General features: G+C 28.8%; 25 protein-coding genes. 19 read left to right on the top strand and 6 right to left on the bottom strand.

The window, feature by feature from the left end:
• Window positions 1-5: 5 nt before the first annotated feature.
• Window positions 6-368 (top strand): methylglyoxal synthase, encoded by a 363-nt coding sequence (locus IEW75_RS13005; protein ID WP_134249142.1) that lies wholly within the window; start codon window positions 6-8, stop codon window positions 366-368.
• A 5-nt stretch (window positions 369-373) separates the two neighbouring features.
• Here the strand turns inward: IEW75_RS13005 and IEW75_RS13000 are convergent, their stop codons facing one another.
• The gene (locus IEW75_RS13000) at window positions 374-754 is read right to left on the bottom strand and encodes a Rid family detoxifying hydrolase (RefSeq protein ID WP_134249141.1); all 381 of its coding nucleotides are present in this window, start codon (window positions 752-754) and stop codon (window positions 374-376) included.
• A 45-nt stretch (window positions 755-799) separates the two neighbouring features.
• A complete protein-coding gene (locus IEW75_RS12995; RefSeq protein ID WP_229714459.1) occupies window positions 800-3,445 on the bottom strand; it encodes a putative LPS assembly protein LptD in 2,646 nt (881 codons plus the stop codon).
• A 200-nt stretch (window positions 3,446-3,645) separates the two neighbouring features.
• On the opposite strand from IEW75_RS12995, the gene IEW75_RS12990 reads away from it, so the two are divergent.
• From IEW75_RS12990 to IEW75_RS12935, 12 genes are all read left to right on the top strand, one after another.
• Window positions 3,646-4,782, top strand: coding sequence for an N-acetylmuramoyl-L-alanine amidase family protein (locus IEW75_RS12990; RefSeq protein ID WP_134249139.1), 1,137 nt, complete (start codon window positions 3,646-3,648; stop codon window positions 4,780-4,782).
• A 59-nt stretch (window positions 4,783-4,841) separates the two neighbouring features.
• Window positions 4,842-5,795: an MlaD family protein gene (locus tag IEW75_RS12985; RefSeq protein ID WP_229714458.1), complete on the top strand. Its 954-nt coding sequence runs from the start codon at window positions 4,842-4,844 to the stop codon at window positions 5,793-5,795.
• A 326-nt stretch (window positions 5,796-6,121) separates the two neighbouring features.
• Entirely contained in the window at window positions 6,122-7,426 is a 1,305-nt protein-coding gene (locus IEW75_RS12980) for a 4Fe-4S dicluster domain-containing protein (RefSeq protein WP_134249138.1), read from the top strand.
• A gap of 28 nt (window positions 7,427-7,454) precedes the next feature.
• Window positions 7,455-7,901, top strand: coding sequence for an LNS2 domain-containing protein (locus tag IEW75_RS12975; protein ID WP_134249137.1), 447 nt, complete (start codon window positions 7,455-7,457; stop codon window positions 7,899-7,901).
• Window positions 7,902-7,919: 18 nt separating this feature from the next.
• Window positions 7,920-8,699: a (Fe-S)-binding protein gene (locus tag IEW75_RS12970; RefSeq protein WP_134249136.1), complete on the top strand. Its 780-nt coding sequence runs from the start codon at window positions 7,920-7,922 to the stop codon at window positions 8,697-8,699.
• Window positions 8,700-8,717: 18 nt separating this feature from the next.
• On the top strand, window positions 8,718-9,224 hold the full coding sequence (locus IEW75_RS12965; protein WP_134249135.1) for a PH domain-containing protein: 507 nt from the start codon (window positions 8,718-8,720) through the stop codon (window positions 9,222-9,224).
• Window positions 9,217-10,701 (top strand): PH domain-containing protein, encoded by a 1,485-nt coding sequence (locus IEW75_RS12960; RefSeq protein WP_134249134.1) that lies wholly within the window; start codon window positions 9,217-9,219, stop codon window positions 10,699-10,701. Before IEW75_RS12965 ends, IEW75_RS12960 begins: the two co-directional genes overlap by 8 nt.
• Window positions 10,692-11,591: a 1,4-dihydroxy-2-naphthoate polyprenyltransferase gene (locus IEW75_RS12955; protein WP_134249133.1), complete on the top strand. Its 900-nt coding sequence runs from the start codon at window positions 10,692-10,694 to the stop codon at window positions 11,589-11,591. The genes IEW75_RS12960 and IEW75_RS12955 overlap by 10 nt, the downstream gene beginning before the upstream one ends.
• 72 nt (window positions 11,592-11,663) lie before the next feature.
• Window positions 11,664-12,047, top strand: a complete 384-nt coding sequence (locus IEW75_RS12950) for a hypothetical protein (RefSeq protein ID WP_134249132.1) — start codon at window positions 11,664-11,666, stop codon at window positions 12,045-12,047.
• Between the two features lie 291 nt (window positions 12,048-12,338).
• Entirely contained in the window at window positions 12,339-14,609 is a 2,271-nt protein-coding gene (locus IEW75_RS12945; protein WP_134249131.1) for a TonB-dependent receptor domain-containing protein, read from the top strand.
• Between the two features lie 124 nt (window positions 14,610-14,733).
• Entirely contained in the window at window positions 14,734-15,414 is a 681-nt protein-coding gene (locus tag IEW75_RS12940; protein ID WP_134249130.1) for a metal-dependent hydrolase, read from the top strand.
• A gap of 16 nt (window positions 15,415-15,430) precedes the next feature.
• Complete coding sequence (locus IEW75_RS12935) at window positions 15,431-15,655, top strand: hypothetical protein (protein WP_134249129.1); 225 nt, start codon at window positions 15,431-15,433, stop codon at window positions 15,653-15,655.
• 225 nt (window positions 15,656-15,880) lie between these two features.
• On the opposite strand, the gene IEW75_RS12930 is transcribed toward IEW75_RS12935, so the two are convergent.
• The gene (locus tag IEW75_RS12930; RefSeq protein WP_134249128.1) at window positions 15,881-16,774 is read right to left on the bottom strand and encodes a hypothetical protein; all 894 of its coding nucleotides are present in this window, start codon (window positions 16,772-16,774) and stop codon (window positions 15,881-15,883) included.
• 39 nt (window positions 16,775-16,813) lie between these two features.
• Here IEW75_RS12930 and IEW75_RS12925 point away from each other — a divergent pair, with 39 nt between their 5' ends.
• Window positions 16,814-17,185 carry a TM2 domain-containing protein gene (locus tag IEW75_RS12925; RefSeq protein WP_134249127.1) on the top strand — a complete coding sequence of 124 codons (372 nt, stop codon included), beginning with the start codon at window positions 16,814-16,816 and terminating at the stop codon, window positions 17,183-17,185.
• Window positions 17,186-17,242: 57 nt separating this feature from the next.
• Here IEW75_RS12925 and IEW75_RS12920 read toward each other — a convergent pair whose 3' ends face one another.
• Window positions 17,243-18,154 (bottom strand): sterol desaturase family protein, encoded by a 912-nt coding sequence (locus tag IEW75_RS12920; RefSeq protein ID WP_134249126.1) that lies wholly within the window; start codon window positions 18,152-18,154, stop codon window positions 17,243-17,245.
• Window positions 18,155-18,225: 71 nt separating this feature from the next.
• Between IEW75_RS12920 and IEW75_RS12915 the strand changes: the two genes are divergently transcribed.
• Genes IEW75_RS12915 through IEW75_RS12905 form a run of 3 tightly spaced genes read left to right on the top strand, consistent with a single transcriptional unit; the run spans window position 18,226 to window position 21,332 of the window.
• Window positions 18,226-19,260 carry an o-succinylbenzoate synthase gene (locus tag IEW75_RS12915; RefSeq protein WP_134249125.1) on the top strand — a complete coding sequence of 345 codons (1,035 nt, stop codon included), beginning with the start codon at window positions 18,226-18,228 and terminating at the stop codon, window positions 19,258-19,260.
• Between the two features lie 41 nt (window positions 19,261-19,301).
• Entirely contained in the window at window positions 19,302-20,222 is a 921-nt protein-coding gene (locus IEW75_RS12910) for a CPBP family intramembrane glutamic endopeptidase (RefSeq protein ID WP_134249124.1), read from the top strand.
• A 21-nt stretch (window positions 20,223-20,243) separates the two neighbouring features.
• Complete coding sequence (locus IEW75_RS12905; RefSeq protein WP_134249123.1) at window positions 20,244-21,332, top strand: AMP-binding protein; 1,089 nt, start codon at window positions 20,244-20,246, stop codon at window positions 21,330-21,332.
• Window positions 21,333-21,368: 36 nt separating this feature from the next.
• On the opposite strand, the gene IEW75_RS12900 is transcribed toward IEW75_RS12905, so the two are convergent.
• Window positions 21,369-22,421 (bottom strand): isoaspartyl peptidase/L-asparaginase family protein, encoded by a 1,053-nt coding sequence (locus tag IEW75_RS12900; protein WP_134249122.1) that lies wholly within the window; start codon window positions 22,419-22,421, stop codon window positions 21,369-21,371.
• Between the two features lie 86 nt (window positions 22,422-22,507).
• On the opposite strand from IEW75_RS12900, the gene IEW75_RS12895 reads away from it, so the two are divergent.
• Window positions 22,508-23,125, top strand: coding sequence for an IMPACT family protein (locus IEW75_RS12895; RefSeq protein WP_134249121.1), 618 nt, complete (start codon window positions 22,508-22,510; stop codon window positions 23,123-23,125).
• Here IEW75_RS12895 and IEW75_RS12890 read toward each other — a convergent pair.
• Entirely contained in the window at window positions 23,115-23,519 is a 405-nt protein-coding gene (locus IEW75_RS12890; protein WP_134249120.1) for an acyl-CoA thioesterase, read from the bottom strand. The two genes, IEW75_RS12895 and IEW75_RS12890, sit on opposite strands and share 11 nt — an antisense overlap.
• Before the next feature lie 164 nt (window positions 23,520-23,683).
• Here IEW75_RS12890 and dnaA point away from each other — a divergent pair, with 164 nt between their 5' ends.
• Window positions 23,684-25,111, top strand: coding sequence for a chromosomal replication initiator protein DnaA (gene dnaA / locus IEW75_RS12885; RefSeq protein WP_134249119.1), 1,428 nt, complete (start codon window positions 23,684-23,686; stop codon window positions 25,109-25,111).
• Window positions 25,112-25,115: the final 4 nt, after the last annotated feature.

Below are 25,115 nucleotides of genomic sequence, written 5' to 3'. Positions count from 1 at the left end.
ATAATATGGAAATTGCAATTATTGCACACGATGGAAAAAAAACAGAGATGGTTCAGTTTTTAATGGACTTTAAAGCTTTGATAACTTCAAAAAATATAGATTTAATTTCTACCGGAACAACTGGTAAAAACGCAGAAAAAGCAGGGTTCAAGGTTGAGAAATATCTTTCAGGACCTTATGGTGGCGATGCTCAAATAGCAGCGCGTGTTGCAGAAGGTAAAACCGCAATGGTGTTCTTTTTTAGAGATCCGCTTGGTATGCATCCGCATGAACCAGACATTGCAATGTTAATGCGTTTATGCGATGTGCACGATGTTCCTTTAGCTACAAATCCAGCAACTGCAGAACTTTTAATAAGATCTATATAAAGCTATTATTTTATAGCAATCATAGAGATTTCAACATTTACAAATTTAGGTAAGTTTGCAACTTCAACAGTTTCACGTGCTGGAGCTGTTGTTGCATTAAAATAACTTCCATAAACAGCATTAATTTCTGTAAAGTCGTTCATATTAGAAATAAAGATCGAAGTTTTTACAACATTTTCAAAAGTCATATCTGCGGCTTCTAAAACAGCTTTCATATTTTCCATAACCTGTTTCGTTTCATTTTGTATAGAATCTAAAACCAATTCACCAGTTACTGGGTTTAACGCTATCTGCCCCGAGGTGTATAGGGTATTTCCAGTTAAAATAGCTTGGTTGTATGGGCCTATTGGTGCGGGTGCATTTGGAGTGTTAATTATTTTTTTCATAAGTGTATTTCTCTAAATTAAAAATTAAAGCTACTATAAATTTTACTAAAATAATCGTTTGTCTGGTACTTGTCTTTTATCATATTTTAAATCACTTAACATAGAAGATTTTACACCAATAAAAAAGTAGTACGTTTGTCTATCTCCAAAAGGAACCCAGTTAAAATTAAGTTTCCAGCTATCTAAATCTCTAGAAAATCGAAGTTGCGTATAGGTAAAGCCTTGATTTTTAACATCATACCCAGAGGAAAAGCCAACACCCCATTTTGGAGTTAATTCAATATCTCCAGAAAACATTAAAGAGTTGGAAGAAATTTCATTTTGCCTATTTGTATTTGAATAATTCAAAGAATAGGCTAGTTTTAGGGTCCAAGGTATTTTTGAACCATACAATTTTGTTTCTTTCTCAGAGTTTGATGAATTATTATTTGTATTTTGTTGGTTTGTTGCAGTTAAGCTTTCTCCAAATACCCCATCAGAATTATTGGCAGCCGCTTTTTGATCTTGTCCAGACTTTGAAGCTCCTGTTTCTTTTTTACTCGCTAAAGAATAATTCATAGTAAGACCAGCGTTGGTAAGTCTAAATAAACTACCACCATTATTATAATTAAAGGTGTTAATCTTTTTACCATTAACATCTAAGGCATAAGGATCTAAGGTTGCCCTTACATTTAAAGAAAGTTTATTGTCAAATAAATTTGTACCCGCATTTACGCTAACTGGACTCCATTTTAAAGAATCTGCAGCCATATTATAACTTGAAGAGAAGTTTAAATTATTTAATAAAATAATTTTTTTAGCTTCTGTTTCTGAGGAGTCTTTTTTTCTTAGTTTTGCTTCTAGATTGTTGTTAACGGTAAAGCTTAAGCTATTAGAAAGCCCTGAACCTGGACCTCCAAAAATACCATTACTATAAGGAGAATATTCTAAAAACTCTTCTGGGTTTGCTGCGTTTTGTTGTACTTTTTCATAGTAAATATCGCTAAAATCAGGTTTGTAGCCATAAGATACACTAGGTCTAACAACGTGTCTTATAGCTTCAATACTTCCTTTTCTAAACTTAAACATACCATAAAAAGTAGTTCCTAAAGAAACTGAAGCATTGTATTCTCTAAAAGCATTAAAACCACTAATCGTATCAGTAACAACTTCTTCTTTTACGTCATCAAACTTTTTGCTGAGTTTATCAAAATACCAAACTTCTTTATAGTTTAAACTAGGTGAAATTGTAAAGAATTTTAAAGCCTTCATATTGGTATTCATGGTAATATTATGCTGAAGTCCAGACTTTGCTTCATCAAACATTTGTTTTTTAAAGAAAAATTCATCGGTTGTATTAACTCTATTATCACCTTTTAAAGAATAGGTTAAACCTGTTTTTTGAATTGCATTATTTTTTGCGCCATTTTTACCAGTAAACGGGTAAATTCTATCCATATTTAATTGTAAAGAAGGCAATGTCATTGTGATTTCTTCCGTATTGGTGTTTTGAGAATGTGTCACCGATAAAGACATATTAAAGGGAGTACCTACAAACTTTTTATAAAATGAAACGGACGAACTTAAATTATTATTTAAAAAGGCATTTGTATTGTATTCATTATTAGATTGCTTGTAGTATTTACTACTTCCTAGGTTTACAGAAGCAGAAAATCTAGAATTTGGACTCGCTTTTGCGTCTTGAGAATGGCTCCATCTAATATTGTAATTTGTAGTTTTTGAATAATCGTCAAATCCTTTTAAACTATTTGTTAAGTTTTCATATCTAAAGTTAAAGTTACCTGAAAATTTATATCGTTTTGCATATCCAGATTCTGCTCGTAATCCCCAACTTCCGTTGGTATAAATATCTCCTAAAACGGCCAAATCAAAATTGTCATTTATAACAAAGTAGTAACCACCATTTTGTAAAAAGTAACCTTGTCTGTTATTTTCTCCCCAAGTAGGCATTAAAAAACCTGAAGTTCTTCCTTTTGTTAATGGAATATATGCAAAAGGCATTACAATTGGAGTTGGCACATCAGCTAAAACTAATTGACTGGTTCCTGCCACTAGTTTTTTGTCTTTTATAAATTTTGCCTTCGGAATTTTAATATAATAATCTGGGTTTTCTTTATCGGAAGTTGTAAGTCTTATATTTTCAATAAATATGACAGAGTCGTTATGTTTTTTACTAACTTCTCCTAAAATAATAACACCTTGTTGTTCGGTTTTTAAATTCCAGATTTTTGCTTTTTCACTTTTAAAATTAAAGATTATTGTATCTTGAGTAGATTCTTGGTTGCCCTGTTTAAATACGGGAAGCTGAGAATAAACACCAACACTATCCTTAATTCCTCTGGCAAGCACTGAACTTGTGTTGTTATCAATTTCAATATAACCCGCTTTTAAATCAATGTCTTTATAAATAATATGTGCATTGTTGTATAAAATAATTTTATTATTTAAAATATCCTGTCTTATTAAACTATCTGCGCTATGTTCAATAATACTTTCCAGCAATTCTACGGGTTTTTTAATAGAATCTTTTTGCTTTATTTTAATAGAATCAATTTGCTTGTTTTTTATAGTGTCATTTAATTGCAGATTTTTTAAAGTTTCTTTTTTAATTGCCGCAATTGTATCAGTAGAAGACTGTTTAATTTCTTGAGAATAAATAGCTGTATTGATAAAGTGAGTTGCACTTATCAATAAAAATATTTTGTATAATTTGTTAATATTCGTTCTAATAATAAATATTTTTTGTAAAAATACTATTTAAATTGTGCTTATAGCGTAAGTTTTTTTAATTTAGCTTTTAAGCATTCAACCACAATTTTTAATGTTTGTAAATGTATGGCTCAATAATTGTATCACCAAATAACAGTTGCCAAAAATAATTAAAATTATTTATGAACTCACTACTCTTTTCTAAAATTAAAATATCAACGATTTTCTTACGAGTTTTCGTATTTTTTTGTGTTATTCTTTTTAATAATAATAACATTATTGCTCAAAAAACTGAATTTATTGTGGTGCTTGATGCTGGCCATGGTGGTAAAGATCCAGGAAAAGTAGGTTACAAAGCCATGAAAGAAAAGGATATTGCCTTAAAAATTGTGCTTCAAGTTGGTAAAATGTTAGAGAAAAGAGAAAATATAAAAGTAATTTATACAAGAAAAACAGATGTATTTATAGGTTTAAAAGATCGTGGTAAGATTGCTAATAAAGCAGATGCAGATTTATTTGTGTCAATACATTGTAATGCACATTCATCAAATGCGTATGGAGCAGAAACTTGGGTTTTAGGAACACATGCAAATAAACAAAATTTTGAAGTTGCTAAAGCAGAAAATTCAGTTATTGAATTAGAAGATAATTATAAAGTAACCTATAAGGGCTTCAATCCAAATTCTCCTGAATCGGTTATTGGACTTACTCTAATGCAAGAAGAATATTTAGATCAAAGTATACAATTGGCAAGTATTATTCAAAATGAATTTACAACAAAATTAAAAAGAAAAGACAGAGGTGTAAAACAGGCCGGGTTTGTGGTATTGCATCAAACTTACATGCCAAGTATTTTAATAGAAACTGGTTTTATTACAAATAGTAAAGAAGGACTTTATTTGAATTCTAAATTAGGACAACATAAATTTTCGGAATCTATTTATAATGGTATAAAAAAATATATAAATGAACTAAGATTAAATACTGTTAAGGGTGATGCTATAACCGAAGTTTCAACAACTAAAGCAGTAATAAATAAGCGAGAAACAACGAATAATGAAGATCTTGTGTTTAAAGTTCAGATAGCTTCTGGTTCAAGAAAATTAGAAACAAAGTCTTATAATTTTAAAGGTCTTAAAAATGTAGACAGAATTAAAGTAGGAAATAGTTATAAATATTATTTAGGGAATACAGCTAGTTATTCGGAAATTGAAGAATTTAGAAAAATTGCGAAATCTAAAGGATATAAAACTGCATTTATAGTCGCTTTTAAGAATGGTAAAAAAATTTCGGTAGAAGAAGTTTTAAAAAAATCATAGTATTTTTACCATTTACTCACAAAAATTATTAGTAATATTGCCTTAAAAATTATATTATTTTGAAAATTTCCAGAGAATTAAAAACAGGAGTTGTAGCAGTACTTGTAATCGCATTATTTATTTGGGGTTATAACTATTTAAAAGGACTTAATTTATTTGATGGTCCAATAAAAACCTATTTTACAGAATACCAAAATGTTCAAGGTTTAAATACAGCAAGTGTTGTAACAATAAATGGGGTTGATGTTGGAAAAGTTGTGAATATTACCTTTCATAATGATGAAGAAAAAAGAGGAACATTAATTGTTGAATTTAGTGTGGAAAACGATTTTGAATTTTCAAAAAATAGCGTTGCAAAAATTTATAGCGCCAGTTTAATGGGCGGAAAATCTTTAGCAATTGTACCTTCTTATGAAGGTGAAACAGCACTTCCAGGAGATTATTTAAAAGGCGAGATAGAATCAGATTTGTTCTCTTCTGTAACCGAAAAATTAAATCCATTACAAGCAAAAGTTGAAAGTGTAATTAAAAGTGCAGATTCTTTAATGACTGGGTTAACAGATGTTTTAGATCCTGAAAGTAGACAAAGTTTAAAAGCAAGTATTTTAGAATTAAATGCAACCATAACAAATTTTAAATTTGCATCAGCTAATGTAAATGAGTTGATTAAAAAGAATGATGATAAATTATCAAAAACTCTTGATAATGCTGAGTTAATGACTGCTAATTTTGCAAAGCTTTCAGATACTTTAGTAAATGCTAATTTAGGAATGACTATTAAAAATTTAGAAGAGACAATTGGTAATGTTAATAGTGTTTTGGCTGGTTTAGAAAATGGTGAAGGTACGCTTGGTAAATTGCTGAAAGAAGATGAAATTTATACTAATTTAACCGACGCTTCTAAAGAATTGGAGGAATTGTTAAGAGAGATGAAATTACATCCAAAACGTTTTGTACACTTTTCATTATTTGGGAAAAAAGACAAAGGCTATAATCCAGATCCAGAGCAGTAAACAATTGTTATTACTGCTTTCAAGTATGCAAATCTACAAGGCAATTATAAAAACAAAAAAGGTTCTTTGCAAAAATTAAAAAATTTAAAGAAATTCTTTTAAATTTACAATCCCATTGAATTTGTAAATTATTTTACAATAACCTAGGGAAGACTTTAATTTATTCTAAATTGGCACCTTAAAAAATTAGTAAGTTTTTTTTTTGAATTGATGAATTTATAAAAGTTGTTTTTTATTGAAACCTAATGGCTAGAATAAAACCAAGTTATTGTTTAAATTAGCACTTTCACTAAAAGAATGTTCTACCATCAATAAATTAAAAAAGTATGAATTATATTGACAACATAGTATTTGCAATTCTTCTTATTATTGGAGTTGGTTTTTTTGCGAGAAATGTGAAAAAACTAATTAGAAATATAAAACTTGGCAAACAATTAGATAGGTCTGATAATTCAACCGCTCGATGGAAAAATATGGCAATGATTGCTTTAGGACAATCTAAAATGGTAAAACGTCCAATTGCAGGTGCCTTGCATATTATAGTTTATGTTGGTTTTATAATTATTAATATTGAAGTAATCGAAATAATTATAGATGGACTTTTTGGAACACATAGAGTATTGTCGTTTTTAGGTGGGTTTTATAGTTTTTTAATTGCTTCATTTGAGATACTGGCGTTATTAGTCTTAGTTTCAGTTATAGTTTTCTGGATACGAAGAATGGTGTTGAAAATTCCTCGTTTTTGGAATAAAGAAATGAAAGGATTCCCTAAAAACGATGCCCTTTATATTTTATATTTCGAAATGGTCTTAATGTCATTATTTTTAATAATGAATGCCACAGATGTGCCTTTTCAACAAGCAGATGCCGGTAATCCAATTAGTCAATTTTTAGTACCATTATTTGAAAATTTTAATGCAGGAACACTATTTTATATAGAGCGCACCGCCTGGTGGTTACATATTGCTGGTATTTTAGTGTTTTTAAATTATTTATACTATTCAAAACATCTTCATATTTTATTGGCATTTCCAAACACTTATTTTGCTAATTTAAACCCAAAAGGAAAATTAAATAATTTAGAAGCTGTTACAAATGAGGTTAAAATGATGCTAGATCCAAATGCGGATCCATTTGCAGCTGCACCGGAAGGAAGTGAAGAAGAAATTCCTGAAAAATTTGGAGCAAGTGATGTGGCAGATTTAAATTGGGTACAACTAATGAATGCTTATACGTGTACGGAATGTGGTAGATGCACATCAGCTTGTCCTGCAAATATTACAGGTAAAGAACTTTCGCCGAGGGCTATTATGATGAAAACGCGTGATAGATTAGAGGAGGTTGGAGAAAATATTAATAAAAATGGAGAGTTTAAATATGATGGCAAGCAATTGTTAAATGATTTTATAACTCCTGAAGAAATTTGGGCATGCACTAGCTGTAATGCTTGTGTTGAAGAATGTCCTATAAATATTGACCCGTTATCAATAATTATTGACTTACGTAGGTATTTAGTAATGGAACAATCAGCTGCTTCTCAAGAATTAAATATGATGATGATGAATATTGAGAATAACGGCGCTCCTTGGCAGTACAACCAAATGGATAGATTAAATTGGAAAGACGAATAATAATACTACTATAAAAATTAAAAACAGAATGAAAAAAGAAGATGTTGAAAAACTATTACACGATAAAGTTGAAGATGGATTACATATTAGTCCTATTTTGCCTGAAGGAATTAAAAATTATTTAATAGACATTGATGGTACAGTTACAGAAGATGTTCCTAATGAAGAACCAGAAAGAATGGGAACATGTGAGCCTTTTCCTGATGCCTTGGCAACATTAAATAGGTGGTTTGATGAAGGACATATAATTTGTTTCTTTACATCAAGAACTGAAGAGCACAGAGAAGTAACAGAAATGTGGTTAAATAAACATGGGTTTAAATATCATAGTTTATTAATGGGGAAACCTAGAGGTGGAAATTATCATTGGATTGATAATCACTTGGTTAAGGCAACACGTTATAGAGGTCATTTTACAGATTTAGTTGAAAAAGAAGTAACTATAGAAGTTTTTGATGACGGAAAACACGAATAAAAATTAAAATATATTGATATGAACGTACCTACAATGGCAGAAATGGCTGCACAAGGTAAACAACCAGAAGTTTTATTTTGGGTTGGTTGTGCAGGAAGTTTTGATGATAGAGCAAAAAAAATAACAAAGGCATTTGTTAAAATTTTAAATAAGGCCAATGTTGAATTTGCTGTTTTAGGAACCGAAGAGAGTTGTTCAGGGGATCCTGCAAAAAGAGCAGGAAACGAATTTTTATTTCAAATGCAGGCAATGACTAATATTGAAGTGTTAAATGCATATGAAGTAAAAAAAATAGTAACAGCTTGTCCACACTGTTTTAATACACTTAAAAATGAATATCCACAACTTGGCGGTAATTATGAAGTTGTACACCATACAGAATTGCTAAAATCGTTAATAGATGATGGAAGGCTTACTATTGAAGGAGGACAGTTTAAAGGAAAAAAAATTACATTTCACGACCCTTGCTATTTGGGTCGTGCAAATGATGTGTATGAAGCACCAAGAGCATTAATTCAAAAGCTAGATGTTGAATTGGTTGAAATGAAACGTTGTAAAACCAATGGTTTATGTTGTGGTGCTGGAGGTGCCCAAATGTTTAAAGAACCTGAAAAAGGGACGAAAGATATTAATGTTGAACGTACCGAAGAAGCTATTGATGTAAAACCAGATATTATTGCTACTGGTTGCCCTTTTTGTAATACTATGATGACCGATGGTGTTAAAGCTAAAAATAAGGAAACTGATGTTGAAGTGTTAGATATTGCAGAATTAATTGCAAATGCAAAAGATTTATAATACATAATAGTTTTATAAATGTTCGAAAACACAGAAATTACTTCTCAATTGCCAGATATTTCACAAATAGAATTTAAATCTATTGATAAAAAATATTTAATAGTCTTACTTTTTAATTTTTGTATTGTTGCAATTATACTTTTTGTAGGGTTGTATTTTTTGATTAGTAAAAATTTAGAAGCACATATTCCAGAATACACATCTTATTTATATGTATCAGTGACTTTTTTACTAAGCATATTTTTAATTTTTTTAGTACTTGGTTTTTATAAGAAGAAGTACGCAGTGAGAGAAAAAGATATTTCCTATAAAAAAGGAGTTTTATTACAATCCATTACTACAGTTCCATTTGCTAGAATACAACATGTAGAATTGGAAGAAAAACCATTTTCAAGACTATTTAAGTTAGCTTCAATAAAAATATTTACTGCCGGAGAAAGTGGAGGCGATTTAAAAGTAAATGGGCTGCCAAAGCAGGAAGCAAAGAAAATAAAAGAATTTATTACCCATTTTATTAATGAATAATACATTCGATTTTTCTGAATTTTCAAGACAATCTTCAAAAGGAATTATTGTAAATTATTTTATAATTTTATATAAATCGTTAAAATCTTCATGGGTATTAATACCAATTTTACTTACTAAAGATAAAACTGAATTAAATCTCACAAAAATTCTGCTAGCTGTTTTCGCCATTCTAATCTATATCTTGATTAGAGCAATTTTAATATATTTAAATTTTAAATTTAAGATAAAAGACAATGCTTTTATTTTGAAACAAGGAATCTTAAATAAGTCAAATATTTCTGTTCCATTTGAAAAAATACAGCACATAAACTTCAAACAAAATTTTATTCAACAATTAATTAAAGTAACACAAGTTGAAATTGAAACGGCTGGAGCAAAAACTGTAGAAATTTCTATAAAAGCACTTTCAAGAGAAAGCGCTGTTGCATTAAAAAAAGCATTATTTGCAAAAAAACAAGAAACTGTAATTGTTGAAAATAGTGAACCTAAAAAAGAATTACTTCATAAAATTACTTTTTCAGATTTATTAAAAGTTAGTATTTCAGAAAATCACTTTAAAAGTTTAATGTTATTGTTTGCTTTTATTTTTTCTGGATATGTTCAAGTTAAAGATTTTTTAGAAACCTTAGAGCTTGATGATAAATTTGATACACTACTAGAAGAGAATGCAAATTCACTTATAGGTGACCTGCTTTTAATGATATTTTTATTTGTTTTTAGTTTTATTATTTCTGTATTAATTTCATTTGTAACAACTTTTGTGCGTCATTTTAATTTACAAGTTTCACTAGAGAATAATACCTTGGAAATTGATCAAGGTTTAATTACAAAACAAAATAATATTATAAAAAAACAGAAAGTACAGAGTATAGAAGTACTTACAAATCCAATAAAAGAAAAATTAGGCATTTATAATGTAATTTTTAGACAAGCAATAAGTGGTAAAATTAATTACAAAAAATTAATTAAAGTTGTTGGTTTTAATAAAGAACACATTAATGTTTTAAAGGATGTATTTTTTATAAATACGAATTTCACAAATAAAGAAAAGCATAAACCAGATACTTACTACAAAGTACAATTATTTTTTAGAAGTTTTTTGTTTTTAGCATTTTTAAATGGTGTTATTATATTAATATCAACTAAATTATTTTTTATAAATGTAATATTAGCGCCACTTTTAATTGTTTTAGTTTTATTAAAGTATGAAAAGAGTTACTATTTTTTTAATAAAGACATGTTAGTTATTGGAGCTGGTCAAATTGCAACCAAAACCACATATTTAGAACATTTTAAACTGCAACATATTAAGTTAAAGCAAACTTTTTTTCAAAAGAAGAAGGACGTTGTAAATATGGTAATACAAACTGCATCTGGAAAAATTATTTTACCTTGCGTAAAAACCAAGAAAGCAATAGAAATGTATAATTTTATGTTGTATAAATCGGAAACTTCTACTAAAAAATGGATGTAAAAAGCTATATACAAGCTGCACGCTTAAGAACCTTACCGTTGTCGGTTTCTGGAATAATTATTGGTAGTTTTATGGCGGCTTCTAAGGGATTGTTTAACTGGAAGATATGCATTTTAGCAATATTAACCACAATAGGTTTTCAAATTATTTCAAATTTCGCCAATGATTATGGTGATGGAGTTAAAGGAACAGATAATAAAGATAGAATTGGGCCAAAGAGAGCTGTGCAAAGTGGAAAAATAACCCCTAAGCAAATGCGAACGGCTATTGTTACTTCAAGTATAATTACTTTTATAATAGCAATTGCTCTAATTTTTATTGCCTTTGGAAAAGAGGATTTTATAAACTTAATTATTTTCTTTAGTCTTGGAATTGCTAGTATTGCAGCAGCAATAAAATATACGGTTGGTAAAAAAGCTTATGGTTACAGTGGCTTTGGAGATTTGTTTGTCTTTTTGTTTTTTGGCTTAGTAAGTGTAATTGGTAGCTATTATTTGTATTCAAAACAATTAAGTATTACGTTACTATTACCTGCGTTTTCTGTTGGATTTTTAAGTATTGGAGTGTTAAATCTTAATAATATGAGAGATAGAGCATCTGATATTAAATCAGGTAAAAATACCCTTGTCGTTAAAATGGGAAACGAATCTGCAAAATATTATCATTATTACCTGCTAGTTACAGCATTCTTATTTGCAATACTTTACACAATAGTGCATTATAATTCACCTTATCAGTTTCTATTTTTAATTACATTTTTTCCAATTATAATGCATTTTAAGGTTGTAGCTAACAATAAAAAGCCAAAGTTGTTAGATCCAGAATTAAAAAAACTTGCAATTACAACATTTTTATTCTCAATATTATTTGGAATAGGATTAGTGATTTAAATTCTTTAGTAATATATATTACACTACTATAAGAGATAAAAGATATATTTGTCTTTTATTAATTCTTAATTGGTGAAAAATCAGTTTTTAGGCATATTTTTTTATTTACTTTATTTGTTGGCAATGGTGCGTCCTATAATGCCAATAATTGAGTATCATTCCAATTACAACTATATTGCAACGGAATTGTGTGAAAATAAAGACAAGCCTTATTTAGAATGTAATGGTAAATGCTATTTAGAGAAGCAACTAAAGGAAGTAAATCACACAAATCACAATCACAAATCTACAATACCACAAATTAATTTTGATGACTATCCAGTAACGCCTTTGGATGAATTTACGTATCAATTCGCAATCCAAGATAAGTTGAATTTTGAAAAAGAATACACAACTTTCTTTATTACTCAAGATTTTTTTAAATCGGATTTTAAACCTCCACAAACAACTTGTTAACCATACAAGTTAATGTAATTAAGAAATAACTTAATTTTTACAGTTTTAGTCGTTTTCTAAAATAACTGAAACTAATAAAATATGCTGTTTTGGTATTACTAATACACCTTATTCATAAATAGTAACTTTTAACTTACTGATTTTGAAAGCTATAATTAGTGGTTTAAGTTTAATGCTACTTCATTAATAATTAGATTATTTCTTGAAAAGTATAAGTAGTAATAACTATTTTTTGGGTGTAAAACTCACAATAATTAAATCTAAAACAAAAACAACTTATTTAAAATTAAAATGAAAAACAAAATTGTACTCACACTATCAATACTATTAATTTCGATGATTTCTTTTGCGCAATCTACTAAGTTATCAGGAAAAATTATAGATGATAAAACTGGAGCTCCTATAGAATATGCTACTTTAAGAGTTTTAAAAACCAATATAGCAACACTTACAAATGGAGCGGGAGAATTTACTTTAAATGCTGAAGTTGACGATGAAGTTGAAGTTACACATGTAAGTTATAAAACTATAAAAATTTTTTTAAAGAATCAGAATATAATAAGGCTAGAACTTGCTCAAATTGAACTAAACGAAATACTTGTCGCAGCAAATCCATTGCAAGATATTTCTCAATCTGTTGTTATAAACGATACCGAGAAAAGAATTAGTCAGCCTAGAAGTGTTGGACATTTATTCAAAGAAATTAAAGGTTTTGGAATAACTAAAAAAGGAGCGTATGCTTCAGAACCAGTTTTTAGAGCATTTAAATATGAACAATTAAATATTCAATATGATGGTGGAATGAAAGTGTTAAATGCTTGTCCTAATAGAATGGATCCAATAACAACACATGTAATTCCTGAAGAAATTGAAAAAATTGAAATTGTAAAAGGTCCTTTTACCGTTCGTTTTGGTCAAAATTTTGGAGGGATTATTAATCTAGTTTCTAAAAATCCTACAAAAGGAAAACATGGTTTTCATGGAAGTATAGAAGGGGGATACGAATCTAATGGAAATAATTTAGTTATGGGAGCTTCTGCATTGTATGTTGAAGATAAATTTGATGTGCATTTAAATGGTTCGTATCGCGATTTTGGGGATTATAAAGATGGTAATGGCACAAAAGTTCCAGCATCATTTAAAACAACAGATTATTCATTAAGAATAGGAATAAACCCAACTGAAAAACAACGTTTCCAATTAAGTTGGAGACAGTCCTTTGGACGTGATATAGACCATGCCGGTTTACCAATGGATTCTCCTTTCGACGATAGTTTTTTGGCTGGAATTGATTATAAAATAAATGCTATTTCTCAAAAAATAGCTAGTTTTTCTGTAAAAATATTCCATTCTTATGTAGATCATTTAATGACAAACAAAGATCGACCAAGTTTTAAAATGACTGGGGCTAGTTCTCCAGTTGAATCTTGGACTACTGGAGGTAAAATTGAATTGGTTTTATTGCCCACTGAAAACGCAAGAATTTATACAGGAATTGACGCTAATTTAATTGATAGAGCAGGAGATAGGACCAGAATTGTTAAAATAATAAATGGTACTATGTTACCGACTCCAAAAACTTTTGTAGATAAAATTTGGCAAGATGCAAGTTTAAATGATATAGGTGTTTTTGCAGAAGGAAATTTTAAAATTGTTGATAATACAAGTTTCACAGCAGGTATAAGAGCTGATTTTATTGCAACTTCTTTAAACGATCCTGCTCCTGATTTTGAAGCATTATATGGTGGAAGTATAGAAGATGAAACCGAAGTAAATGTAAGTGCAAATACCTCAATTAAATATCAAAAAAATGGATTTCAAACACAATTAGCAGTTGGTAGAGGTATTAGAACTGCTTCAATGATTGAACGTTATATAAATCATTTTGCAGTAGGAGTAGATCCTTATGAGTATGTTGGAAATCCGAATTTGAAACCTGAAATTAATAACCAAATTGAGTTGTCTATTGTAAAGAAGTTTGAAACTATTGAGATTGGGGCTTCTGTATTTCATTCCTTCTTAGAAGATTATATTTCTGCAATTGTAAAAACATCAATTCCAAGAAAATTTATGCCAACAAATCCACCAGTTTTTGCAAAGCAATTTATAAATTTGGATAAGGCTTCACAAACAGGAGTAGAGTTTAGTTTTAATGTAAAAGCTTCAGATAATTTAACGTTTACATCTGATGTTTCTTATACGCAAGCTGAGAATAAAGATTTTGATGAACCATTAGCTCATATTCCTCCTTTTATGGCAAATTTAAGGGTAAAATATGAAGTAGATAATTATTGGTTTACTTTAAACTCTAGATTGGTAGCAAGACAAGACAGAATTTCTAGCACATTTATGGAAGAAGAAACTCCAGGGTTTGGCACATTAGATTTTAGAGCAGGTTATACCCCTTTTAAAGGTGTATCAATTGGAGTTGCAGTATTAAATATGTTTGATAAAAATTATTATGAACATTTAAATTTCTCTTATAAGAATTCAAATACACTTTCTGGGAGAATTTACGAACCAGGTAGAAATTTTACTACCTATCTCAAGTATCAGTTTTAATTATTTTTCATAATATTAGACGATACTTATTTGTTTGTTTGGAACCATAGAATTAATTTTTCTATGGTTCTTTTTTTGAAAAATATTCATTAAATTGCAGTAAACCTTTAAATACAACTTTATAATGAAAATAACATATTTAGGTCACTCAACTTTAAGTATTGAAACTAAAGACAAAACTTTATTAATAGATCCTTTTATTACAGCAAACGAATTAGCAAAAGATATAGATATTAATAAATTGCAAGCTGATTATATTTTAGTTACACACGCACATCAAGATCATATTTTAGATGTAGAAGTAATAGCAAAGCGCACTGGGGCTAAAATAATTTCTAATTATGAGATTGTTACTTACTTTGAAGCTAAAGGAATTGAAGGCCATCCGATGAATCATGGTGGTAAATGGAAATTTGATTTTGGAACTGTGCATTACACCAACGCCGTTCATTCTAGTTCTTTTCCAGATGGAACTTATGGTGGGCAACCGGGTGGATTTGTAATTGAAACAAAACATCACAGATTATATATTGCAGGAGATACTGCTTTAACATACGATATGAAGTTAATTCCAGATGTTATTGGAGAACTGGATTTGGCAATTTTACCAGTTGGAGATAATTTTACTATGGGAATAGATGAAGCTATAAAAGCAAGTAAATTTTTAAGTTGTAATAAAGTTTTAGGTATTCATTTTGATACTTTTGGTTATATTAAAATAGATCACAAAGAAGCATTCGAAAAGTTTGCTAAAGCAAAAAAAGAACTCTATTTATTACCAATAGGTGAAAACATAAAAATTTAATTATAGAATAGAACTAATGCATACTCGTAAAATTATAGGAATTCTTTTAATTGTTATAAGTCTTTGCTTAGGTTATTTTGGTTTCAATAAAATTAGTGAAAATTCAAAATCAATTGAAGTATTAGATTTAAAAGTAGATATTTCAAATAACTCAGAAAAAGAAATGGGTTATATTTCCATTGGTTCAGCAATAATTCTGCTTATAGGAGGTTTATATCTTTTGAAAAATGAAGATAAATAAATGTGTACAAAAACATCTAAAAATTGTTGGAGTTTAAATAAAGATTCAAAGGGCAAAGGTGGTGGAACAAATTAAAATGGAGAATCAAGCAATATGTATTGCAGTTTTTTTTTGATGAAGGAAAGTTTTTATATCCAGCTATTTTAGCTATAGAAATGCAAGAATTTGTAAAAGACAAACTCAAAGAAATGAATGGGTTTATGAAATTTTTTTACAGGCATTTTTTCAAAAGGAATTAATTTTTACAATAGTTATTGAAGTTTTTTCTCCTTGTTTTAAACGAGTTAAGGTATTAATATTATTTTTTTGATCAACAATTTCTATTTTCGCTGTATTTGGAGAGATAGTACCTGTATTTATTGCTAAAACTTCAATAAGAGTTGATTTTGAACTCAAAGGAATTGTTAATTGTTTTATATTTTTATCTACACTATAATTTCTAAGAAAAATAGATCCATTTACATAGATATTAATTTTATCCCCATCAACTTTTCCAGCATCATAAATATTTAATTTAAGCTTAGAAGAAGCTGAAAACATTGTTAAATTTTGATTTGGTTTTAAGATATTCATTTTTAAGGAATCTAAAGTCTGAATTACACTTACTTTAGATTTAGTTGTATTATCTACACGTTTTGATTTTTGAATTAGTTTGTCAATTTTTTTAGCTTTTTTTTCAATTTTTTCAATATTTCTAAGTTTAATTTCACCATTTATACAATTGCTCCCATCATTATAAAGCCCTATAAATTTACCTTCAATATTTTTTTTAGAATCAATATTCTTAAATTTCCCTTCAAAATGAATGTAACAGAAATCATAATCTGAGACTACAGATTTTGTGTAAATTATTCCAACTTCTTTAAATGAAAGCATATTGGTTTTAGAATTGTATTCACCAGTTATATTTGATTTAGTTTCGTGGTCACCACCAATATCAGTAATCGAGTAGCCAGAAATTAAATTAGTGTCTTCAATTAAATTTAATCGATAAGAGATAAAAGAAGAATCATTTAATTTAATAACCCCTAGATATTCTTGCTCATCTTGTGAATAAATAGCATCATTAAAAAGTAATAAGATTAAAATAAAAGGAAAGTATTTACTTTTTTTAAACATTTTTCATTAGATTTGAATACAAACTTAAACTTAAAAACTATGAAATTAAAAATTATTTTAACATTAGTATCGTTATTATTGGTTACAAGTGTTAGCTATGCTTCTTTTCCCGTTAAAAGAGTTGCTGCTATAGATAACACTACCGAAGTTAATAAAACTTCAGATGCTGAGATATTAGTTTCTCCTGCTGCAGCTGGATCAGAAAAAAGTCAAGGTATTGCTTTGTTATTAGGTATTTTTTTAGGTGGTTTGGCTGGTCATAAATGGTATTTGGGTAATCCTTGGTATATTAATTTACTTTTTATTGTAACCTTAGGTGGTCTTGGAATTTGGTGGATTATTGATATGATTAGGATTATTACTGGAGAATATAAGCCACATAATGGAAGTTATAAAGCTGATTTCTTTTAGAAATAAATAAATTATAGAAATTAAAAGAGAAGCAACTTGCTTCTCTTTTTTTTATGTTTAATTTATTTTATTTCTTGATGTAGATGATAGCCATTCTTCTCTTAAATCTTTTGATAATTTTCCATAACCATCATGTTTCCAGCCTGGTGGTTTTATAAAATATTTTAATTTATTTGTAAATGATGTTTTAGCTGAAAAAGCATCCTTAAAAACTGAAAACCATTCATTAAAAGCAATTTTTATAGGATTAAAAGTGTTAATATTTGAAGTTAATCCATAAATAACTTTTTCTTCTTTTAATTCTGGTTGAAATGTACCAAAAAGTTTATCCCAAATAATAAAAATTCCAGCGTGATTTCTATCTAAATACAATGGATTACTTCCGTGATGCACTCTATGGTGCGAGGGTGTATTGAATACAGCTTCAAACCAACGTGGCATTTTAGCTATTAATTCGGTATGAATCCAATATTGGTATAATAGACTGATGGTCATTTGTGTAAAAATCATTAACGGATGAAATCCTAAAAATGGTAATATAAAATAAAACACAAAGGTAAAAAAACCACCAGTCCAAGTTTGACGTAATGCAGTACTTAAATTATACTTTTGCGAAGAATGATGCACTATATGTGAAGCCCAAAAAAAACGACTTTCGTGTCCCATTCTGTGTGCCCAATAATAACAAAAGTCATCAGCAAATAAAACAAGTAACCAAGACCACCAAGCAAAAGGAATGGTAGTAATTCTATAATTTTCATAAATAAAAGCAAAAATTAAAACTATTAGTAACTTACTTATTAAATTAACTAATACGTTACCAACTCCCATAGCTATTGAAGCAAAAGTATCTTTAAATTGATAGGTTTGAGGTTGTTTTTTAAATAAAATAATACCTTCAAAAATTACAGTTACAATAAAAAATGGTATTGCGTAATAAATTAAATTTGGTATGTTCGGAACTTCCATAAATATTAAAATTATAGTTCAATATATAATTAAATTTTAAATATTTGTACCTTTCAATTTTACTAAACTAAATGAAAGCAACCTATCAAAAATACATTCTAAATTTTAAACAAGCTAGCGGTACTTCCAGAGGGATCTTGAAAACTAAAGAAACCTATTTTTTAAAATTAGTTAATCAAGATAAAATCGGTATTGGTGAATGTGCTGTTTTTAAAGGTTTAAGTATTGACGATAGACCAGATTATGAAGAAAAATTAAATTGGCTTTGCGAAAATATCAATGCAAATATTAATGATTTATTAACCGAATTAATTGAATTTCCTTCTATTCAATTTGGATTAGAACAAGCTGTTTTATCATTAAAAAGTAAAACTCCTTTCGAGTTATTTCCTTCAAAATTCACACAATCAAAAGAAGCCATAAATATTAATGGTTTAATTTGGATGGGAAGCGAAGCTTTTATGAAAAAGCAAATTGAAGAAAAATTAAAAGCAGGATTTTCAACTATAAAAATGAAAATTGGAGCAATTAATTTTGAAACTGAACTAGGATTGTTAAAAAGTATTAGAAACCATTTTTCTTCAAAAGAGATTGAATTGAGAGTGGATGCAAACGGAGCTTTTAACCCAAATGAGGCATTAGAAAAATTAAAATGCCTTTCCGATTTTGAAATTCATTCTATAGAGCAACCAATAAAACAAGGACAAATAAATGAAATGGCAGATTTATGTTTAAAAACACCGTTGCCAATTGCTCTAGATGAAGAATTAATTGCTGTTTTTAATGTAACAAAAAAGCAAGAATTACTACAAATAATAAATCCACAATACATAATTTTAAAGCCCAGTTTAGTAGGTGGCTTTAAAGGAAGTGAAGATTGGATTAATTTGGCAGAAAAACAGCAAATTGGTTGGTGGATAACTTCCGCTTTAGAAAGTAATATTGGGTTAAATGCAATTGCACAATGGACCTATAATTTAGGTAATAAAATGCCGCAAGGTTTGGGCACTGGGAGTTTGTTTACTAATAATTTTGAGAGTCCGTTAGAAGTAAAAAACGGACATTTACATTACAATTCAACCAAAAAATGGAAGGTTGATTTATAATTAAATTTTTTAACCTAAAATAAGATTTTAAAAACTTAAAAATGAAATTTATACAACAAGCATTTACAGGGAACAATAAGTGGTGGACTTATTTTATAACAATCTCGGTTGTTACATTTCCGTTTTTAATAAATGTGTTTATTTACCTATTATTTCCTGAATTATTAGATACTTTGTATCAAGAAATGGAGCAAAAAGAACCTAGTAATTTAGATTTCTTAATTAATTTACTACCTTTTTTATTTTTGCTAGTATTGTTATTTTTATTTGTAAATAAATTACATAAACGAAAAATAAAGTCAATTGTAACATCTAGAGAATCAGTTGATTGGAATCGGTTTTTTTATGCCTTTTTTGTTTGGTTTACAATGGGAGTATTATTAATTGGAGTTGATTATTTTATGTCTCCTAACGATTATGTTTGGAATTTTAAATCCATTCCGTTTTTTGTATTATTACTGATTTCTATAGTGTTTTTACCTATTCAAACAAGTATGGAAGAACTTTTGTTTAGAGGATATTTGATGCAGGCTTTTGGATTTTGGTTTAAAAAATCATTTGTGGCGTTAATTTTAACTGCAGTTATTTTTGGGTTATTACACGGATTAAATCCTGAAGTTGAAAAACTTGGATGGATTGTTATGATTTATTATATTGGAACAGGATTGGTTTTAGGTATTTTTACCCTAATGGATGAAGGCACAGAATTGGCACTTGGTTTTCACGCAGCAAATAATATTGTCGCAGCTGTTTTAGTGAGTTCAAATTGGGCAGTTTTTCAAACAGATGCATTATTAATTGATGTGTCAGAACCATCGTTAGATTTGTTAATGTTTTTACCAGTATTTGTATTGTATCCTTTAGTACTTTTTATTTTTTCAAATAAATATGGTTGGACAAATTGGAAAGAAAAATTATTTGGAACAGTTACTGAACCTATTGAATTAGAGGAAGAATTATAGTTAAAAGTTAAAAGTTAAAAGTTGGAAGTTGAAAGCTCTTTTCATATTAAATTTAGATTACAAGGAAAATCATTTTCTTCAAATCAAGATTTGATTGATTTTTCTAGAACAATTTCTGCTGAAGTGCATTCGTTTTTAAAAGATTGGTTTCATAAAAGATCTATTATTGAAGTAAAAACTTCGGGTTCAACGGGAACTCCAAAAGTTATTCAACTTCAAAAAAAACACATGATAAATAGTGCGAAAGCGACGGGTGATTTTTTTAAATTATCAGAAAATACAACTGCGCTTTTATGTATGTCTCCAAATTATATTGCTGGTAAAATGATATTGGTGAGAGCTTTAACTTTAGGTTGGCAATTAGATGTTGTTGAACCGACCTCAAAACCATTAAAGAATAGTAATAAGAACTACGATTTTTCTGCAATGGTTCCATTGCAAGTAGCTAATTCTTTAAGCGAAATTGAAAGAATTAAAAAACTAATTGTTGGTGGAGGTGTAGTTTCTAACCAACTTTTAAACCAAATTAAACAAGTTAAAACCGAAGTTTTTGCAACCTATGGTATGACGGAAACTATTACACATATTGCTGTAAAAAAAATAAATAATTTTAGTACTGTCATTTCGAGCGCAGTCGATAAATCTCATTATAAAACACTTAAAAATATTAAAATTTCTACAGATGAAAGAGGTTGCTTAGTAATAAATGCTCCAAAAATTTCTGATGAAATAGTAGTTACAAATGATTTGGTTGAACTTGTTTCGGAAAACGAATTTAAATGGTTAGGTCGTTATGATTCTATAATTAATTCTGGCGGTATAAAATTAATTCCTGAGCAAATTGAAGAGAAATTATCTGTGTTAATTAAAGAACAGTTTTTTGTTACAGGATTGCCGGATGCTGTTTTAGGTGAAAAATTAATTTTGGTTATTGAGCATGAAAATTTCACAGTTGAAAGGTTGAAAAGTTTACTATTTCAAAAAATGAAAGCACTAAAAACACTTTCTAAATACGAAATTCCAAAAGAAATTTATTGCATTAAGAATTTTATAAAAACTGAAACAGGAAAAATTAATAGAACAACAACGATGAAATTACTTCAAAAGTAATAAAATTCGTTATTTGATTAAGTTTTTGATTTAAAGTTAGTTAGTTTTTGCGAACATTTCAACTTTAGATTCACCAGTAGATTTTTTATAACCTCTAAACATACCAGAAGAGTTAAAATCCCAAAACACCTCACCGTTTTTATCTAATAAAATCATTCCACCCTCACCGCCTAGTGGACCAATTTGATTGAATAGAACTTCATGCAGAGCTTCAGACGGAGAGTAGCCTTTAAATTTAATTAAACTTGAAACCTCATGAGCAGCAACGGTTCTAATAAAATATTCTCCGGTTCCGGTTGCTGAAATTCCACAAGTTAAATTATTAGCATACGTTCCTGCACCAATAATTGGCACATCACCAATACGACCATATTTTTTGTTAGTCATTCCGCCAGTAGAAGTTCCAGAAGCAATGTTTCCATTTTTATCTATAGCAACGGCCCCAACAGTTCCGTATTTATGATCGTCAATTAATTCATTTTTAATTAAAAAAGCAGTATGATCGAGTTCTGTTTTTTCTTTTCCTTGTAATTTTTTTAACTGATTCATTCTTTTTTCAGTAAAAAAGTAAGAGCTATCAACCATTTCTATACCGTATTTTGCAGCCATAATTTCAGCACCTTTTCCCGAAAGCAACACATGTTTGGAGCTATCCATGACCATACGTGCAGCTAAAATTGGATTTTTAATATGATTTACACCTGCAATTGCTCCAGCATTTAAAGTGTTGCCATCCATAATTGCAGCATCCATTTCTTGATTGCCATCACTATTGTAAACGGCGCCTTTTCCTGCATTAAATAATGGGGAATCTTCCATAATATTAATTGCGGCTTGTATAGCATCTAAAGAAATTCCATCATTTTCAAGAACCACATAACCAGCATTTAATGCTTCTTGTAATTTTTGAGTGTAAGCAGTTTGTTGTGCTTCGGTAAAATATTCTTTTTTAATACCTCCAGCACCTCCATGTATTACAATTGCAAAAGAATTTGGCTCTCTTTTTAGTTCGTTATTTTTATTAGTAGTAGCTTCTTTACAAGAAATTATAAATAGTAGTGTAATTAGTAATAAAGGTAGTTTTTTCATGAGTTTGGATTTGATATTCAAATATATTCATTTTTAAATTGAAAATTAAAAAAATGCTTTTGATATATTTGCGTTTCAAAACAATTATGAATTTAGAAAAAGACACATATAAAACTATTGAAATAGCTGTTGGAGATGCTCTTTATAAAGAAAAGGGCAGTAAATTTATTGGGTATGTTTTTCCTATAGCTTCAGAAGATGATGTGAAAATTAATATTGATGAATTAAAGAAAAAGCATCATTCGGCAAGACATTGGTGTTATGCTTGGCAATTGGGAATTGAAGAAATTAGTTATAGAGCAAATGATGATGGAGAACCAAATAATTCTGCAGGACAGCCAATTTACGGACAAATTTTATCTAAAGATTTAACCAATGTTTTAGTCGTGGTTGTACGTTATTTTGGTGGTACTAAATTAGGAGTTGGCGGATTAATTAGCGCCTATAAAACTTCAGCAAAGTTAATTTTAGAGGAAGCCGTAATTGTAAAAAAGACTATTGATGTTTTTTATAAACTTAATTTTGAATATAAAGACATGAACAAGGTAATGCGCATTATTAAAGAGCAAAAACTTTATATAGAAAATCAAAAAATGGAATTGAATTGTGAGTTTTTAATTTCAGTAAGAAAAAAAAATGCATTTAAAGTTCAGCAATTATTTTTAGATTTACGTTGTTTAAAAATTAAAGAAGTTACTCCTTAATATTAAGTTTATCCAATAAATATTTTGGAATACGTGTTGGTCTGTTTGTTTTCATATTTACAAAAACTAAAGTTGCTGAAGCAGTAGTCAATAATTCGTTTTGTTGGTTCGTAATTTCAAACTTAAATTCAATTCTAGCGGCAGGTTTATTGGCTAAAGTTGTTTTTAGGGTTAAAATATCATCATATTTTGCGGGTTTTAGGTAATTTGTATTTAGATTAATTACAGGTAGCATAATACCATCTTCTTCCATTTTTTTGTATGAAACGCCTAGTTTTCTTAGCCATTCGGTACGTCCCATTTCAAAGTATGCAGCATAATTACCATGATATGCGTAGCTCATTTGATCGGTTTCACCATATCTTACTCGAAATTCTATTTTATCTGAAATCATTTTGTATATTTATAAAGTTGTATTTACGTAAAAAAAAGTTAATAATCAATAGATATTTTATTTTTTTATACTAAAAAATATTCACATTTTTGTACAACCAAATAACAACTAGAGTTCGCTCTATAATTACAGCTAATTAACTTAAAATACCACTAAAAACACCAATGAGTAAAACTGCAACATCAGTTTGGACAGAATGTTTATCTTTTATACAAGATAATATTAAGCAGCAAGCGTACAAAACTTGGTTTGAGCCAATTAAACCAATAAAATTATCTGGTGAAGCATTAACTATTCAAGTGCCTAGTAAATTTTTTTATGAATGGTTAGAAGAACATTATATAAAGTTGTTAAGAGTTGCATTGGTAAAGCAGTTGGGAGATGATGCAAAATTAATTTATGATGTTAGAATGGAAAATAATTACAGTAGTAATAATCCACATACTGTAAAGTTTCCTAGTTCAAATAGAAATCCAATTAATCCTCAAGGTGTAACAGTTCCAATAGATTTTAATAAGAGAGAATTAAAAAATCCATTTATAATTCCAGGAATTCAAAAGGTTAAAATAGAATCTCAATTAAATCCAAATTATAATTTCGAGAGTTTTGTTGAAGGAGATTCAAATCGTTTAGCGCGTTCAGCGAGTATGGCTGTAGCAAATAAACCCGGAGGAACTTCTTTTAATCCACTTTTAGTTTATGGGGGTGTTGGTTTAGGTAAAACGCATATTGCACATGCTATTGGTGTAGAAATTAAAGATAAATATCCTGATAAAACGGTATTGTATATTTCTTCTGAAAAATTTACTCAACAATATATAGATTCCGTAAAAGGAAATACTAGAAATGATTTTATTCATTTCTACCAAATGATTGATGTATTAATAATTGATGATGTTCAATTCTTATCTGGTAAAACAGGAACTCAAGATGTGTTTTTTCATATTTTCAACCATTTACATCAAAATGGAAAACAGGTAATTTTGACTTCAGACAAAGCTCCCGTTGATATGCAAGACATTGAACAACGTTTGCTTTCTCGTTTTAAATGGGGATTATCTGCAGAATTACAAGCTCCAGATTATGAAACAAGAGTTTCTATCTTGGAAAATAAGTTATATAGAGACGGTGTTGAAATGCCTAATGAAATAGTTCAATATATAGCAAAACATATTAAATCAAATGTTAGAGAGTTAGAAGGGGTGTTAATTTCTATGATTGCTCAAGCTTCTTTTAATAGAAAAGAGTTTACACTTTCTTTAACCAAACAGATTGTAGATAAATTTGTAAAAAATACGAAGCGTGAAGTTTCCATAGATTACATTCAAAAAATTGTTTCTAATTATTTTGAATTAGATGTAGCAACCTTACAATCTAAAACCAGAAAACGCCATATTGTTCAAGCACGTCAATTGGCAATGTATTTTGCAAAAAGAATGACAAAGGCTTCGCTTGCGAGTATTGGATCTCAAATTGGTAAAAGAGATCACGCAACCGTTCTACATGCTTGTAAAACCGTTGATAATTTAACAGAAACTGACAAGCAATTTAGAAGATATGTTGATGATATAACAAAAAAACTTACTTTTTAAAAAA

Origin of the sequence: Lutibacter litoralis (assembly GCF_014646675.1) — a bacterium.
Lineage (GTDB): Bacteria > Bacteroidota > Bacteroidia > Flavobacteriales > Flavobacteriaceae > Lutibacter > Lutibacter litoralis.
Note: the sequence above shows the minus strand (reverse complement) of the source record. Positions and strands in the feature narration are given on the sequence as shown.

What these genes read in the sequence shown, in the direction of transcription:
- IEW75_RS13005 (WP_134249142.1), top strand. Translation starts at nt 6, where the DNA reads ATGGAAATTGCAATTATTGCACACGATGGAAAAAAAACAGAGATGGTT.
- IEW75_RS13000 (WP_134249141.1), bottom strand. Translation starts at nt 754, where the DNA reads ATGAAAAAAATAATTAACACTCCAAATGCACCCGCACCAATAGGCCCA.
- IEW75_RS12990 (WP_134249139.1), top strand. Translation starts at nt 3,646, where the DNA reads ATGAACTCACTACTCTTTTCTAAAATTAAAATATCAACGATTTTCTTA.
- IEW75_RS12980 (WP_134249138.1), top strand. Translation starts at nt 6,122, where the DNA reads ATGAATTATATTGACAACATAGTATTTGCAATTCTTCTTATTATTGGA.
- IEW75_RS12975 (WP_134249137.1), top strand. Translation starts at nt 7,455, where the DNA reads ATGAAAAAAGAAGATGTTGAAAAACTATTACACGATAAAGTTGAAGAT.
- IEW75_RS12970 (WP_134249136.1), top strand. Translation starts at nt 7,920, where the DNA reads ATGAACGTACCTACAATGGCAGAAATGGCTGCACAAGGTAAACAACCA.
- IEW75_RS12965 (WP_134249135.1), top strand. Translation starts at nt 8,718, where the DNA reads ATGTTCGAAAACACAGAAATTACTTCTCAATTGCCAGATATTTCACAA.
- IEW75_RS12960 (WP_134249134.1), top strand. Translation starts at nt 9,217, where the DNA reads ATGAATAATACATTCGATTTTTCTGAATTTTCAAGACAATCTTCAAAA.
- IEW75_RS12955 (WP_134249133.1), top strand. Translation starts at nt 10,692, where the DNA reads ATGGATGTAAAAAGCTATATACAAGCTGCACGCTTAAGAACCTTACCG.
- IEW75_RS12945 (WP_134249131.1), top strand. Translation starts at nt 12,339, where the DNA reads ATGAAAAACAAAATTGTACTCACACTATCAATACTATTAATTTCGATG.
- IEW75_RS12940 (WP_134249130.1), top strand. Translation starts at nt 14,734, where the DNA reads ATGAAAATAACATATTTAGGTCACTCAACTTTAAGTATTGAAACTAAA.
- IEW75_RS12935 (WP_134249129.1), top strand. Translation starts at nt 15,431, where the DNA reads ATGCATACTCGTAAAATTATAGGAATTCTTTTAATTGTTATAAGTCTT.
- IEW75_RS12930 (WP_134249128.1), bottom strand. Translation starts at nt 16,774, where the DNA reads ATGTTTAAAAAAAGTAAATACTTTCCTTTTATTTTAATCTTATTACTT.
- IEW75_RS12925 (WP_134249127.1), top strand. Translation starts at nt 16,814, where the DNA reads ATGAAATTAAAAATTATTTTAACATTAGTATCGTTATTATTGGTTACA.
- IEW75_RS12920 (WP_134249126.1), bottom strand. Translation starts at nt 18,154, where the DNA reads ATGGAAGTTCCGAACATACCAAATTTAATTTATTACGCAATACCATTT.
- IEW75_RS12915 (WP_134249125.1), top strand. Translation starts at nt 18,226, where the DNA reads ATGAAAGCAACCTATCAAAAATACATTCTAAATTTTAAACAAGCTAGC.
- IEW75_RS12910 (WP_134249124.1), top strand. Translation starts at nt 19,302, where the DNA reads ATGAAATTTATACAACAAGCATTTACAGGGAACAATAAGTGGTGGACT.
- IEW75_RS12900 (WP_134249122.1), bottom strand. Translation starts at nt 22,421, where the DNA reads ATGAAAAAACTACCTTTATTACTAATTACACTACTATTTATAATTTCT.
- IEW75_RS12895 (WP_134249121.1), top strand. Translation starts at nt 22,508, where the DNA reads ATGAATTTAGAAAAAGACACATATAAAACTATTGAAATAGCTGTTGGA.
- IEW75_RS12890 (WP_134249120.1), bottom strand. Translation starts at nt 23,519, where the DNA reads ATGATTTCAGATAAAATAGAATTTCGAGTAAGATATGGTGAAACCGAT.
- dnaA (WP_134249119.1), top strand. Translation starts at nt 23,684, where the DNA reads ATGAGTAAAACTGCAACATCAGTTTGGACAGAATGTTTATCTTTTATA.